The sequence below is a fragment of the Streptomyces kryoterrae genome (genome assembly GCF_054072135.1).
In genome coordinates this window covers 2,361,007-2,375,210 of sequence record NZ_CM133358.1, presented here as the reverse complement: position 1 = coordinate 2,375,210, position 14,204 = coordinate 2,361,007, and the positions used below count along the sequence as shown (strand labels likewise).

Annotated in this window: 14 protein-coding genes and 1 pseudogene; 7 read left to right on the top strand and 8 right to left on the bottom strand. The window is 71.2% G+C overall.

Annotated elements, in window-relative coordinates; genetic code table 11:
* The first annotated feature begins 133 nt into the window (after positions 1-133).
* Positions 134-1,141, top strand: coding sequence for an ornithine carbamoyltransferase (argF, locus tag ACW4TU_RS09975; RefSeq protein ID WP_457426725.1), 1,008 nt, complete (start codon positions 134-136; stop codon positions 1,139-1,141).
* Between the two features lie 243 nt (positions 1,142-1,384).
* Here the strand turns inward: argF and ACW4TU_RS09970 are convergent, their stop codons facing one another.
* Positions 1,385-1,837, bottom strand: a complete 453-nt coding sequence (locus tag ACW4TU_RS09970) for an ATP-binding protein (RefSeq protein ID WP_457426723.1) — start codon at positions 1,835-1,837, stop codon at positions 1,385-1,387.
* A 295-nt stretch (positions 1,838-2,132) separates the two neighbouring features.
* Here ACW4TU_RS09970 and ACW4TU_RS09965 point away from each other — a divergent pair, with 295 nt between their 5' ends.
* A complete protein-coding gene (locus ACW4TU_RS09965) occupies positions 2,133-2,963 on the top strand; it encodes an enoyl-CoA hydratase family protein (RefSeq protein WP_457426721.1) in 831 nt (276 codons plus the stop codon).
* Positions 2,960-5,365: a bifunctional salicylyl-CoA 5-hydroxylase/oxidoreductase gene (locus tag ACW4TU_RS09960; protein WP_457426719.1), complete on the top strand. Its 2,406-nt coding sequence runs from the start codon at positions 2,960-2,962 to the stop codon at positions 5,363-5,365. The genes ACW4TU_RS09965 and ACW4TU_RS09960 overlap by 4 nt, the downstream gene beginning before the upstream one ends.
* A gap of 20 nt (positions 5,366-5,385) precedes the next feature.
* Here the strand turns inward: ACW4TU_RS09960 and cysC are convergent, their stop codons facing one another.
* The 3 genes from cysC to ACW4TU_RS09945 all read right to left on the bottom strand — a co-directional run bounded on the left by cysC (position 5,386) and on the right by ACW4TU_RS09945 (position 8,661).
* On the bottom strand, positions 5,386-5,955 hold the full coding sequence (gene cysC, locus ACW4TU_RS09955) for an adenylyl-sulfate kinase (protein WP_457426717.1): 570 nt from the start codon (positions 5,953-5,955) through the stop codon (positions 5,386-5,388).
* 117 nt (positions 5,956-6,072) lie between these two features.
* Entirely contained in the window at positions 6,073-6,888 is an 816-nt protein-coding gene (locus ACW4TU_RS09950; RefSeq protein ID WP_457426715.1) for a PaaX family transcriptional regulator, read from the bottom strand.
* A gap of 102 nt (positions 6,889-6,990) precedes the next feature.
* A complete protein-coding gene (locus tag ACW4TU_RS09945) occupies positions 6,991-8,661 on the bottom strand; it encodes an AMP-binding protein (RefSeq protein ID WP_457426713.1) in 1,671 nt (556 codons plus the stop codon).
* Positions 8,662-8,808: 147 nt separating this feature from the next.
* Between ACW4TU_RS09945 and ACW4TU_RS09940 the strand changes: the two genes are divergently transcribed.
* Together ACW4TU_RS09940 and ACW4TU_RS09935 are read left to right on the top strand one after the other, a co-directional pair.
* Positions 8,809-9,966, top strand: coding sequence for an acyl-CoA dehydrogenase family protein (locus tag ACW4TU_RS09940; protein ID WP_457426711.1), 1,158 nt, complete (start codon positions 8,809-8,811; stop codon positions 9,964-9,966).
* On the top strand, positions 9,963-10,361 hold the full coding sequence (locus ACW4TU_RS09935; protein WP_457426709.1) for a RidA family protein: 399 nt from the start codon (positions 9,963-9,965) through the stop codon (positions 10,359-10,361). The genes ACW4TU_RS09940 and ACW4TU_RS09935 overlap by 4 nt, the downstream gene beginning before the upstream one ends.
* 28 nt (positions 10,362-10,389) lie before the next feature.
* Here the strand turns inward: ACW4TU_RS09935 and ACW4TU_RS09930 are convergent, their stop codons facing one another.
* On the bottom strand, positions 10,390-10,578 hold the full coding sequence (locus ACW4TU_RS09930) for a DUF5999 family protein (protein WP_457426707.1): 189 nt from the start codon (positions 10,576-10,578) through the stop codon (positions 10,390-10,392).
* Positions 10,579-10,869: 291 nt separating this feature from the next.
* Here ACW4TU_RS09930 and ACW4TU_RS09925 point away from each other — a divergent pair, with 291 nt between their 5' ends.
* Entirely contained in the window at positions 10,870-11,325 is a 456-nt protein-coding gene (locus tag ACW4TU_RS09925; protein ID WP_457426705.1) for a DUF6299 family protein, read from the top strand.
* 43 nt (positions 11,326-11,368) lie between these two features.
* Here the strand turns inward: ACW4TU_RS09925 and ACW4TU_RS09920 are convergent.
* Positions 11,369-11,641: pseudogene (locus tag ACW4TU_RS09920) on the bottom strand (M24 family metallopeptidase); the annotation flags it as partial.
* Here ACW4TU_RS09920 and ACW4TU_RS09915 point away from each other — a divergent pair.
* On the top strand, positions 11,639-12,187 hold the full coding sequence (locus ACW4TU_RS09915) for a hypothetical protein (RefSeq protein WP_457430766.1): 549 nt from the start codon (positions 11,639-11,641) through the stop codon (positions 12,185-12,187). The pseudogene ACW4TU_RS09920 and the gene ACW4TU_RS09915 overlap by 3 nt on opposite strands.
* Here ACW4TU_RS09915 and ACW4TU_RS09910 read toward each other — a convergent pair.
* Both ACW4TU_RS09910 and ACW4TU_RS09905 read right to left on the bottom strand, forming a co-directional pair.
* Positions 12,085-13,188, bottom strand: a complete 1,104-nt coding sequence (locus tag ACW4TU_RS09910) for a PDR/VanB family oxidoreductase (protein ID WP_457426703.1) — start codon at positions 13,186-13,188, stop codon at positions 12,085-12,087. The genes ACW4TU_RS09915 and ACW4TU_RS09910 overlap by 103 nt on opposite strands.
* Positions 13,189-13,211: 23 nt before the next feature.
* Entirely contained in the window at positions 13,212-14,123 is a 912-nt protein-coding gene (locus tag ACW4TU_RS09905) for a metal-dependent hydrolase (RefSeq protein WP_457426701.1), read from the bottom strand.
* Positions 14,124-14,204: the final 81 nt, after the last annotated feature.

The window sequence follows — 14,204 nt, the reverse complement described above, 5'->3', positions numbered from 1 at the left end:
GGCAGGCAGGGCGGGGCGGGGCGGGGCTTGCGAGGTGGTCTCGAAAACCTGACCGCATAGAAATGTAATGAGTCGTATAGACTTCCATTCGTCTGTGTCCTGTACGCCCTGCCGGATCACCTGGAGCGCCCCCATGGCGACTGTCCCGACCGCCCTCGCCGGGCGTCACTTCCTCAAGGAGCTGGACTTCACCGGCGAGGAGTTCCGTGGGCTGCTCGACCTCGCCGCCGAGCTGAAGGCGGCGAAGAGGGCCGGGACCGAGACGCGGTACCTCGCGGGGAAGAACATCGCGCTGATCTTCGAGAAGACCTCGACGCGTACGCGCTGCGCGTTCGAGGTCGCGGCGGCGGATCAGGGCGCCTCGACGACGTACCTCGACCCGTCGGGCTCGCAGATGGGGCACAAGGAGTCGGTGAAGGACACCGCGCGGGTGCTCGGAAGGATGTACGACGGGATCGAGTTCCGGGGCGACAGTCAGGCGGCGGTGGAGGAGCTGGCCGCGTACGCGGGCGTGCCGGTGTTCAACGGCCTGACCGACGACTGGCACCCCACCCAGATGCTGGCCGACGTGCTGACGATGACCGAGCACAGCGGCAAGCCGTTGCCGGAGATCGCCTTCGCCTACCTCGGCGACGCGCGCTTCAACATGGGCAACTCGTACCTGGTCACCGGCGCGCTGCTCGGCATGGACGTACGGATCGTCGCGCCGCGGGCCTATTGGCCGGCCGAGGACGTCGTCGCCGGTGCGCGGAAGCTGGCGGAGGCGAGCGGGGCGCGGGTGACGCTGACCGAGGATGTGCCGGAGGGTGTGCGGGGCGTCGACTTCGTCGCCACCGACGTGTGGGTGTCGATGGGGGAGCCGAAGGCGGTGTGGGCCGAGCGGATCGCGGCGCTGGCTTCGTATGCCGTGACGATGGACGTCCTGCGGGCGACGGGGAACGCGGATGTGAAGTTCCTGCACTGTCTGCCGGCGTTCCATGATCTTGGTACGAAGGTGGGGCGCGAGATATACGAGACGTATGGGCTGGAGTCCCTGGAGGTCACGGACGAGGTGTTCGAGTCCGCGCACTCGGTGGTGTTCGACGAGGCGGAGAATCGGCTGCACACGATCAAGGCGGTGCTGGTCGCTTCGCTGGGGTAGGTGTCGCGTTCCGGGCTGTGCTTTCTCGCCCCGCCGCCCCTACCCGTCCCGTCCTTCTGGGGCTCCGCCCCAGACCCCGCTCCTCAAACTCCCCCGAGGGGGGACCCCCAAGAGGGCTGAATTTCCCCGGCCGGGCTGAAATACCGGCGCCGGCCCGCATTTCCAGCCAGTCCGGCGTTCGAGGACGAGCGCGTTCAGCGCGAAAGGGGGGTCTGGGGGCGCAGTCCCCAGGGGGCGAGACCCTTACGCGCGGCGCCACTGGGCCGGTACCACCGGTACCCGGAACCACACCGCCTTGCCCGAGTCCGTGGTCCGGTGGCCGCACGACGAGCTCAGGGTGCGGACCAGCAGCAGCCCCCTGCCGTGTTCCTGCCAGGGATCCGGCTCCTCCGCCAACGGCCGCGTGAGGTTTCCCGGCGGCGCCGGGTCGGGATCGTGCACCTCGACCTGGCAGCTGGTCGGCAGCAGCTCCACCACCAGCTCTATCGGCGTGTCCCCGGCCGTGTGCTCCACGGCGTTCGCCACCAGTTCCGCGGTGAGCAGCTCCGCCGTGTCGCAGTCCGCCGCCGCATGCTCCAGCTCGGTCAGGGCCGTGCGGACCAGCGCGCGGGCGACAGGCACCGCCGCGGCGGTGTGCGGCAGGGCGATACGCCAGGAGGCCGGGGCGGGAGGTTCTTGCACGGCGGTTCCGTTCATGGAGCAGGTTGTCCTGCTTTCAACAAGAGGAATGGTACGGCGAGGTCCGGCAGAGGCACTGGTCGGGCGCCGCACGGGACTTTCGGCCCCGCTCACCGTTCGGCTTACCCAGACCAACGGCCCGTCTCCCCTGACCGCTCCCACTGTTACCGCGTTATTGACACCTCGTGACCCGGCCGGATCACCGAAACGGACCCGGACCGTCCTCGTCAGACGTATCGCGCACTCCTGACGACAGTCACAGATGAGTGATAACTTCGTGTGAAGTCGTCCCCGCTCGACGAGGAGGCCGCGCATGAGTCCCTTCACCGGCTCGACCCCCCGCACCTCCACCTGGCACCACCTACGCCTCGACCTCGCCCCCACCGGCGTGGCCACCGTCACCCTCGCCCGCCCCGAGAAGCTCAACGCCCTCACCTTCGGTGCCTACGCCGACCTGCGCGACCTGCTCGCCGAGCTGTCCAGGGAGCGGTCCGTACGGGCGTTGGTGCTGGCCGGAGAGGGCCGCGGCTTCTGCTCCGGCGGCGACGTCGACGAGATCATCGGCGCCACCCTGTCCATGGACACCGCCCAGCTGCTCGACTTCAACCGGATGACCGGGCAGGTCGTGCGGGCCGTAAGGGAGTGCCCGTTCCCGGTGATCGCGGCGGTGCACGGGGTGGCGGCGGGCGCCGGAGCGGTTCTCGCGCTGGCCGCGGACTTCCGCGTCGCCGACCCGTCCGCACGCTTCGCGTTCCTCTTCACCCGGGTCGGCCTCTCCGGCGGCGACATGGGCGCCGCCTACCTGCTGCCCCGGGTCGTCGGACTCGGCCACGCGACCCGCCTCCTGATGCTCGGTGAGCCGGTCCGGGCGCCCGAGGCCGAGCGCATCGGCCTGATCAGCGAACTCACCGACGAGGGCCGTGCCGACGAGGCGGCCCGGACGCTGGCCCACCGCCTCGCGGAGGGCCCGGCACTGGCGTACGCGCAGACGAAGGCCCTCCTCACCGCCGAACTGGACATGCCGCTGGCGGCAGCCGTGGAACTGGACGCCACCACCCAGGCCCTCCTCATGACCGGCGCGGACTACGCGGAATTCCACGCGGCGTTCACGGAGAAACGCCCTCCGAAGTGGCAAGGCCGATGACACCGACCTCGCCTGTCACGCCGACCTCAGGGGCAGCGGACCCAGGGGCGCGGGGCGGTATCGATCTGCGGCTCCGCCGCGGGGCGCGACCAGCCACCGGCAACCCGCAGCCGCCGACAAGGACCAGCCACCCCCACCGCATCGCGATCATCGGCGGCGGCCCCGGAGGCCTGTACGCCGCGGCCCTCCTCAAACGCCTCCGACCCGATCGGGAGATCACTCTCTGGGAACGCAACGCCCCCGACGACACCTTCGGCTTCGGAGTCGTCCTCTCCGACGAAACCCTCGGCGGCATGGAACACGCCGACCCCGTGGTCCACGAGGCCCTGCGGCAACACTTCATCCGCTGGGACGACATCGACATCGTCCACCGGGGCACCCGCCACACCTCCGGAGGACACGGTTTCGCCGCCCTCGGCAGACGCCGGCTCCTGGAGATCCTGCACGCCCGCTGCCGCTCGCTCGGGGTCGAGCTGCGCTTCCGTACGGAGGCGCCCTACCCGGAGTGGCTCACGGAGGCGTACGACCTGGTCATCGCCGCCGACGGCGTGCACAGCACCACCCGCGAGGCCTACGCCCAGGAGTTCCGCCCCCGGCTGACCACCCACCGCTGCCGCTACCTCTGGCTCGCCGCCGACTTCGCCTTCGACGCCTTCCGCTTCGAGATCGCGGAGACGGCGTACGGCGTGATGCAGCTCCACGGATACCCGTACTCCGCCGACGCCTCGACCGTGATCGTCGAGATGCGGGAGGAGGTGTGGCGGGCGGCGGGCTTCGACGAGACCGACGTACCGGCATCCGTCGACCGCTGCGCCAAGATCTTCGCGGACGCCCTCGGCGGACGGCCGCTGCGCGCGAACAAACCGGCGTGGACCACCTTCCGTACGGTCGTCAACGACCGCTGGTCGTACGGCAACGTCGTTCTCCTCGGGGACGCCGCCCACACCGCGCACTTCTCCATCGGCTCCGGCACCAAGCTCGCCGTCGAGGACGCCCTCGTGCTCGCCGCCTGTCTGGAGGAGCGCCCGACCCTCGCCGAGGCGCTGGCGGCGTACGAGGAGGAGCGGCGGCCCGTCGTCGCCTCCACCCAGCGGGCGGCCCGCGCCAGCCTGGAGTGGTTCGAGAACCTGCCCCTCTACCTTGACCAGCCGCCCCGCCAGTTCGCGTTCAACCTCCTCACCCGCAGTCGCCGCGTCACCCACGACAACCTGCGGCTGCGCGACCCGCACTTCACCGCCGCCGTCGAGCGGGAGTTCGGCTGCCCACCCGCGACCCCGCCGATGTTCACGCCCTTCCGGCTGCGCGGACTGACCCTCCGCAACCGTGTCGTCGTGTCCCCCATGGACATGTACTCGGCCACGGACGGCGTACCCGGCGACTTCCACCTCGTCCACCTGGGCGCCAGAGCACTGGGCGGCGCCGGCCTGGTGATGTCCGAGATGGTGTGCGTCAGCGCCGAGGGACGCATCACCCCGGGCTGCGCCGGCCTCTACACCGACCAACAGGCGCAGCTGTGGCGGCGCATTGCCACCTTCGTGCACTCTCAGGCCCCCGGCACCGCACTCGGCATCCAGCTCGGCCACTCCGGCCGCAAGGGCTCGACGAAGCTCATGTGGGAGGGTATCGACGAGCCGCTGGAGGCGGGCAACTGGCTGCTCGTCGCCGCGTCCCCGATCCCGTACGGTCCGCACAGTCAGACCCCGCACGAACTGACGCTCACTCAACTCGACACGATCCGCGCGCAGTTCACGGCAGCCGCCCGACGGGCCGCCGACGCGGACTTCGACCTCCTCGAACTCCACTGTGCCCACGGCTACTTGCTCTCCGGCTTCCTCTCCCCGCTCACCAACCACCGCACCGACGCGTACGGCGGCCCGCTCGCCGCCCGTCTCCGATTCCCCCTCGAAGTCTTCGACGCCGTACGGGAGGTGTGGCCGGAGGACCGCCCCATGACCGTCCGTATCTCGGCCACCGACTGGGCCCACGGCGGTACGACGGCCGAGGACGCCGTCGCGATCGCGCGCGCCTTCGTCGCCCACGGAGCCGACGCGATCGACGTGTCGACCGGCCAGGTGGTGGCCGACGAGCGTCCGGAGTACGGCCGTTCGTACCAGACACCGTTCGCGGACCGCATCCGCCACGAGACGGGCGCCCCGGTGATCGCGGTCGGCGCGATCTCGTCCTGGGACGACGTCAACTCCCTGATCCTGGCGGGCCGTACGGATCTGTGCGCGCTGGCCCGCCCACACCTCTACGACCCGAACTGGACCCTGCACGCGGCGGCCGAGCAGGGGTACGAGGGTCCGGGCGCCGTCTGGCCGGCGCCGTACCGCGCGGGCAGCCGACGCCCGCGCGCCGGACGCACGGACGACCCCAAACCCCGGCTCACCCTGGGAAGTTGACCCTCAAAGGCCGAATCCGCTCACACGAGCCCTCGCTCCGCCAGCACCGCGTACACGGCGTCCGCCGACTCCGCCGGGGTCTGCTCCTGCGTCCGCAGGGTCAACGCCGGTTCGGCAGGCGGCTCGTACGGGTCGTCGACGCCGGTCAGACCGGTCAGCCGGCCCGCCGCCTGGCGGGCGTACAGGCCCTTCACGTCCCGTTCGCCGCACACCTCGACCGGGGTCGCGACATGCACCTCGATGTAGGGCGTCCCGCTCGCGTCGTGCCGTTCGCGCACCGCCTCGCGGCTGTCGGCGTACGGGGCGATCACCGGGACGACGGACAGGACGCCGTTGCGGGCGAGCACCTCGGAGACGAGTCCGATGCGCTGGACGTTGGTGTTGCGGTCCTCGCGGGAGAAACCGAGGCCCGCGGAGAGGAAGCGGCGGACCTCGTCACCGTCGAGGATCTCCACCCGGCGTCCCTCGGCTCGCAGCCGGTCGCCGAGCACCTGGGCGATCGTCGTCTTGCCCGCGCTCGGCAGCCCGGTGAGCCAGACGGTGGCTCCCCGAGTCCTGGTGGGTCCCGTGGGCCTGGCCGTGGTGGTCATATGCGACAGTCCTCGTCTCTCTCCCGGCGTGCGGCCCCCCGGACGTTAGGTAAGAAACTTGAGAAGAGGCGAAGAGGAACCTGAGGGTTGCGTGAGTGACCCCTGATGTGGCTGAGGTCACACACCTGCGAACGTCGCCCCCGCGTCCCGAAGCCGGGCGTGCAGCCCCTGGAAGACGGCCGCCGAGCTGACGCCCGGCCAGTTGGCCGGGAGCAGGTGGGCGGGCAGGCCGGGGTCGGTGTACGGCAGGTGGCGCCAGGAGTCCAGGGCCAGCAGATAGTCGCGGTACGCCTCCTCGGGCGGGGTGTCCGCGCGCTTCTCCCAGTCGTGCAGCACGCGCGCGTGGCGGTCGAGGAACGCCTCGTGCTCCTTGGCGATCGCGGCCAGGTCCCACCAGCGGGAGACCGACTCCACCGTCGCCGCGAAGCCCAGATGCTCGCCGCGGAAGAAGTCGACGTACGGGTCCAGGCGCAGTCGCTCCAGGGTGTGACGGGACTCCTCGTAGAGGCGCGCCGGGGCCACCCACACGCCCGGGGCCGCCGTGCCGAAGCCGAGTCCGGCCAGCCGGGAACGCAGGACATGCCGCTTCTGGCGCTCCGACTCGGGCACGGAGAACACGGCGAGGACCCAGCCCTCGTCGGGCGGGGGCGGGGCGGCGGCGTACACGCGCCGGTCACCGTCGTCGAGCAACTGGCGGGCGTCCGGCGAGAGTTCGTATCCGGCCGCGCCCTGCGCCGTTCGGGCCGGCAGAAGCAGGCCGCGCCGCTTCAGGCGGGACACGGACGACCGTACGGAGGGCGCGTCGACGCCGACGGCGGCGAGGAGCCGGATCAGCTCGGCGACGGGTATCGGGCCGGGCATGAAACGGCCGTACGCGCCGTAGAGCGTGACGATGAGAGACCGCGGGGCGTGCTGTTCGGACACGTTGATCATTTTAGGCCGCCGGAATCGCTGCTGCTCGCCATTTCCGCTGGTCAACTACCTTCAGGGAATGACTTTCGGTCAAGATCACTTCAGTTCGGCGCCAGGTCGACGTCAGGTCGGCGTCGGGCCGGTGCGCAGCCGGAAGCGCTGGAGCTTGCCCGTCGCCGTCCGCGGCAGGGCGTCCAGGAAGACGATCTCGCGCGGACACTTGTACGGCGCCAGTTCCTTCCTGACGAACGCGCGCAACGCCTCCGCGTCCCGTCGTACGCCCTCCCTGAGCACGGCGTACGCCACCACGACCTGCCCGCGTGCCTCGTCGTCACGCCCCACCACGGCCGTCTCCACGACGTCCGGATGGCGGAGCAGAGCCTCCTCGACCTCGGGGCCCGCGATGTTGTACCCGGCCGAGATGATCATGTCATCGGCCCGGGCCACATACCGGAAGTAGCCGTCGCTCTCCCGGACGTACGTGTCCCCGGTGATGTTCCAGCCGTCCCGCACATACGCGCCCTGGCGCGGATCGGCGAGATAGCGGCACCCGACCGGGCCGCGCACCGCGAGCGGCCCCGGCGTGCCGTCCGGCACCGGCTCACCGTTCTCGTCCTGCACGCGCGCGTGCCACCCCGGCACCGGAATCCCGGTCGTACCGGGCCTGATGTCCTCGTCGGCGGCCGAGATGAAGATGTGCAGCAGTTCGGTCGCGCCGATGCCGTTGATCAGCCGCAGGCCGGTGCGCTCGTACCAGGCCCGCCAGGTGGCCTCGGGCAGGTTCTCGCCCGCCGAGACACAGCGGCGCAGCGAGCCGGTGTCGTAGGCGTCCAGTTCGTCGAGCATCGCGCGGTACGCCGTCGGCGCCGTGAACAGCACCGACACCCGGTGCTCGGCGATGGCCGGCAACAGCTGTTTGGGGCCCGCCTGTTCGAGCAGGAGCGTGCTGGCCCCGGCCCGCATCGGGAAGACCACCAGACCGCCGAGCCCGAAGGTGAAACCGAGCGGCGGACTGCCCGCGAACACGTCGTCCGCGCGCGGCTTCAGCACGTGCCGCGAGAACGTGTCGGCGACCGCGAGCACATCCCGGTGGAAGTGCATGCACCCCTTCGGGCGGCCGGTGGTGCCGGACGTGAACGCGATCAGCGCCACGTCGTCGGCCGCGGTGTCCACGGCGGGATACGGGGTGCCGGGCACCGGACGGTTCAGCAGGTCGTCGAGGCCGTCGCCGCCGTACGTCGTGATCCGCAGCCCCGGTACCGCCGCCTCGACGAGGTCGCCGAGGGCCCGGATGTCGCACAGCGCGTGCCGTACCTGGGCGATCTCGCACATCGTGCTCAGCTCGTGCGGACGCTGCTGGGCCAGCACGGTGACCGCGACCGCGCCCGCCTTCAGCACCGCCAGCCAGCAGGCCGCGAGCCAGGGTGTGGTGGGGCCGCGCAGCAGGACACGGTTGCCGGGTACGACCCCGAGATCCCGGTTCAGGACATGGGCGACCCGGTCGACGCGGGTGCGCAGCTCGCCGTAGGTCCACACCTCACCGGCGGCGTCACGGAACGCGGGGCGTTCGGCCGCGGGCCCGCTCAGCAACTCGTCCGCGCAGTTCAGCCGGTCGGGGTAGCACAGCTCGGGCAGGTCGAGGCGGAGCTCGGGCCACTGGTCCGGGGGCGGCAGATGGTCGCGCGCGAAGGTGTCGACGTGGGCCGAGGGGATCCGCCGGGCGGCGTCGGCGCGCTCCTCGGGAACACTGCCGTACCCGGGCTGCCTGGGCTGCCTGGGCTGCCTGGAGTCCATGGGGTCCAAGGCGGGTCGCCCCCTTGCCGTGATGGGCGTACTGGTGGGCTCGCGGAACGAGCGTATCGTGTTGGTGACGACAGTCAACGGTGCGCGATACCGTCGGGGGAGGGGCCGCGACCGGTGGCCTCGGAGGGAGGACCGGCGATGCCCGCATTCTCGCTCGAACCGGCACAGGCCGCCTGGTGTGCCGAGCTGCGCACGTTGGCCGCAGACCGGCTGCGCCCGCTCGCGGAGAAGGGCGAACCGGGCCGTGTCAACCGTCCTCTCGTCGCCGAACTCGGCCAACTGGGGCTGCTCTCGCGGCTGTTCACCTCCGGGGCGCTCGACCTGTGCCTGATGAGGGAGTCTCTCGCCCACTCCTGCACCGAGGCGGAGACCGCCCTTGCCCTCCAAGGCCTGGGCGCCCATCCGGTCCACACCCACGGCACCCCGGCCCAGCGGGAACGCTGGCTGCCCCGGGTGAGCGAGGGCAGCGCGGTGGCCGCGTTCGCGCTGAGTGAGCCGGGCGCGGGCTCCGACGCGGCGGCCCTGTCCCTCACGGCCGCCCCCGACGGCCCCTCCGGCTGGCGCCTCACCGGCGAGAAGTGCTGGATCTCCAACGCCCCCGAGGCCGACTTCTACACCGTCTTCGCCCGTACGACAGCGGGGGCGGGGGCCCGTGGAGTCACGGCGTTCCTCCTCCCCGCCGACCGGCCCGGCCTCACCGGCACCGCCCTCGACATGCTCTCCCCGCACCCCATCGGCACCCTCGCCCTCGACGCCGTACCGGTGACCGCTGACGACGTCATCGGCGAACCCGACCGTGGATTCCGGGTCGCCATGGGCACGTTGAACCTGTTCCGGCCGAGCGTGGGGGCCTTCGCGGTCGGCATGGCCCAGGCGGCCCTGGACGCGACCCTGGCCCACACCGCCCAACGGGACGCGTTCGGCGGCAAGTTGAAGGACCTCCAGGCCGTCGCCCACCAGGTCGCCGAGATGGCCCTGCGCACGGAGGCGGCCCGGCTGATGGTCTACGCGGCAGCGGCGGCGTACGACGAAGGTGCCCAAGGGGTCCCGGGGCGCGCCGCGATGGCGAAACTGCTGGCCACCGAGACCGCGCAGTACGTCGTCGACGCGGCCGTCCAACTGCACGGCGCGCGGGCGCTGCGGCGCGGCCATCTCCTCGAACACCTCTACCGGGAGGTGCGGGCACCGCGCATCTACGAGGGGGCGAGCGAAGTCCAACGGACGGTCATCGCGAAGGAGTTGTACAAGGACGTGAAGAGTTTGAAGAGCCTGGACCAAGGGGCGGGTGCCGGGTGAGTGTCGAGCGCGTCAACCCGGCCGGTCTCTCGCCGCCCGCCGGCTTCTCGCACGCCGTCGTCGCCACCGGCTCCCGGCTGGTGTTCCTCGCGGGGCAGACCGCTCTCGACGCCGACGGGAAGGTCGTGGGGGACACCCTGCCCGAGCAGTTCGAGCGGGCCCTCGGGAACCTGCTCGCCGCACTGCACGCGGCCGGCGGTACGCCCGCCGACCTGGCCCGGGTCACCGTGTACGCCACGGACGTCGCCGAATACCGCGCCCAGGCCCGTCAACTCGGCCGTGTCTGGGGGAGGTTGGCGGAGCGCGACTATCCGGCGATGGCGGTCGTCGGGATCGTCCGGCTCTGGGACGAACGGGCCCTGGTCGAACTGGACGGCTTCGCGGTGCTGCCGTAGCGAGTCCGAGGCCCGGGGCCCGGGTCGTTCAGGCCGCAGTCATCAGGCGGTGCGGGGTGATCACGCTGCCGTCGGGCAGCAGCTCGCCGGTGTCGTCGAAGACGATCGCACCGTTGCACAGGAGGTTCCAGCCCTGCTCGGGGTGGAAGGCGACGATGTGCGCGGCGTCGCGGTCGGGGCGGTCGGACGAGGGGCACGGGGGCTGGTGTGAACACATGGTGTGCCTCCGGATCGGATGCTGGTGCTCGGGTGCGATGCGGCGATGCTGTGCAGCTGCGCTGCGATGGTTCCCTGCCACTTCTGACGATGCCCGTGCCGGAGGCTCCGCGCCAAGTCGTGTCGGGGAAGCGTGACACCACGCGGACGTGCTGTGACACCACCCTGACATTCGGAAATGATCCGAAAAGCGTGGCAGTCGGAGCGCGCGACTCGCCGACGAAGGGGTGATGATCACGCGCGCGGGCGCGTGGGACCAGTACCTGTGGAGTCCCCCCAAGGAGGTTTCCCCATGTCACTGTCCTTCGCGCCGTCTTTCCCGGCCCTCTTCCGCGCCGCGGCCGTCGCCGCCGGCGCCGTGCTGCTGACCGTGGCCCCGGCCGCGACGTCGGCCCAGGCCGCGGACGAGGGCTTCGACCAGGTGACGGTCGAATCCGGCAGCATCACGTCCGACGGCGAGCTCACGCTCTCCGGCAGCTACCGCTGTCTCAGCACCGGCGACTCCGTCCGCGTCGCGGCCTCGATCGAGCGCGCCGAGAACGTCTGGCACGGCATGGACAGCATCCCCGCCAGCTGTGACGGCTCCTGGCACCAGTGGTCGAACACCAAGGCCACCGAGCCGGGCGCCTACGAGCCCGGCCCGGTGCGGGTCAAGACCAGCCTGGTGGAGTTCCGACGCACCGGTTTCATCCCGATGCCGACCGTGCACTCGGAGCAGATCCAGGAGGTCGTCCTCACGCAGGCCTGACCCGCGCACCCGGCCCAACGGGGCCGACGGGGGCCGGCCGGTGCTACGCGCCGGTCAGCCCCCGCATCCATGCCTCGACCTCGTCGGACCTACGGGGCAGCCCGGCCGACAGGTTCTCGTGGCCGTCCGCCTTCACCAGGATGTCGTCCTCGATACGGACCCCGATGCCCCGGTACTCCGCCGGCACGGTCAGGTCGTCCGGCTGGAAGTACAGGCCCGGCTCGACCGTGAGGATCATGCCGGGTTCGAGGGTGCCGTCGACGTACAGCCCGGTACGGGCCTTGGCGCAGTCGTGCACGTCCAGGCCGAGCATGTGCGCATCTTGCCGATCTCCCAGTCGTCCTTCACCGGACGCAGGTCGGACAGGACCCGACTTCAGCTCGGTGTCACGTTCCTCGTCCGTCGCCACGACGGTTTCCAGTCCGGCGTCGTAGCCGCGCATGATCCGGGTGGGGACGGCGGGGGCGGCACGCAGCTCGTCGGCGGCCTCGCGGACGGCACGGAAGGGCAGGCCGAGGAGCTGCTCGGCCTCCGCGAGGGAGTGACGGCGGCCGACCCACAGCTCGCCCTCGGCCGCGGCCTGCCAGAACTCGCCGCTCTCCCGGTCGGAGCGGGGCAGGAGGTAGGCGACGAGGATCTGGCCGGTGTCCCAGACCCTCTCATCGTCCAGGCGGTGGGGCGCGCCAAGGGTCGGGTATCAACGCTGCCGCTGAGGTTCCTCGCGGCGACGGCCGCGCTCTACGGGCGTTCGGCCATCGCTCACACCTCCAGCACCAACCGCTCTCCTTCCGGTGCGCGCGAGACACAGGGCAGCATGGCGCCGGCCGCACGTTCGGTGGCGGTGAGCCGGCGGTCACGGTGATCGACATGGCCATGGGCCACCCGTACCCGGCAGGTGCCGCAAAACCCCTGGCGACAGGAGAACGGCAGGTCCGGCAGGGCCTCGTGGAGAACATCCAGGGCGGAGCGGTCGTACGGCACCGGCAGAACCCGTCCCGTGTCGCCCAGCTGGAGTTCGAAGGGACGGCCGTCCGTGATCGGGGCCGGGGCGAAACGCTCGAAGTGCAGGGCTGACGCGCGGCTGCCACCGAACGCGCGCCGAACGCCGTCGATCATGGGCGCGGGCCCGCAGCAGTACACCGCACCCGCCGCCGGACTCAAGCTCAACAGATCGGCTGCTTCGGGCACGCCGGACTCGTCGTCAGGACGGATGGAGACCCGGCCAGGGGCTGCGGCCGCGAGTTCGGCCAGCTCTGCCGCGAAGGGCATCGAGCCGCGGCTGCGGCCGGTGTGCACAAGCCTCCAGTCCAGCCCGCGTCGGGCGGCTTCCCGGGCCATCGGCAGGATCGGGGTGATTCCGATGCCGCCCGCGATGAGCAGGACGGACGCTTCGGCGGCGAAGGGGAAGGCGTTCCGGGGCCGCCCGGTGATGGCGACCCGCATACCGTCTCCGAGAGTGCCGTGCACCTCGGCCGAACCGCCTCCGCCGTTGGCGATGTGGCGCACCGCGATGCGGTACCGGTACCGGTCGGCGGGGTCGCCGCACAGGGAGTACTGCCGTTTGCGGCCGGAGGGCAGGCGCAGTTCGATGTGGGCGCCGGGCTGCCAGGGCGGGAGTGTTCCCCCGTCGGGTGCTGCCAGCCGCAGGGAGACGACATCCTCGGCCTCCTGGTGCCTGGTGGCGACCACCAGTTCCCGGATCGCGGGAATTCCGGTGGCCGGCGGGCGCCCGGGAGGAGTGCCGCGCCGCGTGAGGCGCGTGACCGCGTTGTCGCTGAAAGCCGCCAGTTTCCGCATGAAGGAGTCGCCGCGCGGTCTGCCGTACAGGTCCGGCGGCCGGGTGAGGGGTGTGCTGATGTCCATGGGAGGCCTCACTGGCTGTCGGGTCATCGGGCAGCTGTCCGGGCAGCGGGGGACGCCGCCAGGTAGGCGACCGCCTGCTGGGTCGAGCCCTCCTGGGTCGGGTGGTAGCCGGGGCGGAAGTAGCCCAGTACCGAGCGGGCGAACGCGACCGGCGGGGGCAACAGGTCCTTGCGGGCCGCGGCCAGGTAGTCGCGGAAGCGGACCTCGACCCGGTCGTCGAGTTCGGGGTCGGCGCTCATCAGGAAGCGGACTCCGCGGATCCACAGACGGGTCAGCACCGGAGCGGTGACGAGCATGCCGGCCACTCGGCGCCGGTACCGGGGATCGAGGTGCACCAGCAGGTCGAACGCGACCGAACGGTGTTCGACCTCCTCCGCGCCGTGCCAGCGGAACAGATCGAGCATCGCGGGGTCCGCGCCGGCCCGGTCCAGGTGCCCGTTGCTGAGAATCCAGTGACCCATGTACGCGGTGAAGTGCTCAAAGGCCGCTATCAGGGCGAGCCGTTGGAGGAGGTGCGCGTGGGTGGCGGCCGGCGTCAGCTCCGGCCGGTCTCCGAGCACCCTTCGGAAGATCCATTCGGACTGCCGGGTGTACGGAGCCGGGTCCAGCCCCTTGGCGAGCAGGTGCTCCAGGACCCCCTGGTGCGCCTCGGCGTGCATCGCCTCCTGGCCGATGAAGCCGCGTACGTCCTCGCGCAGCCGGTCGTCGGTGATCAGTGGCAGTGCCTGTTCGAAGGTGCGTACGAACCAGCGTTCGAGCTCGGGGAGCATGAGGTGGAGCACATCGAAGGTGTGGGTCGCGAAGGGTTCACCCGGCAGCCAGTGCAGCGGGGTGGTACTCCAGTCGAAGGTGACGTCCCGGGGTTGCAGCACCAGGTCGTGGTGGTCGATGGGCTCGGACGGCCACTCCGGGTGGGCATGTGCGGCTCGGAACATGACAGGTTCCTCCTCCGTCGGTGATCGGTGGGTGCGGAAGGGCGGTCAGGCAGTCGTCCAGTACCGCCGGCCTGTTGGGTT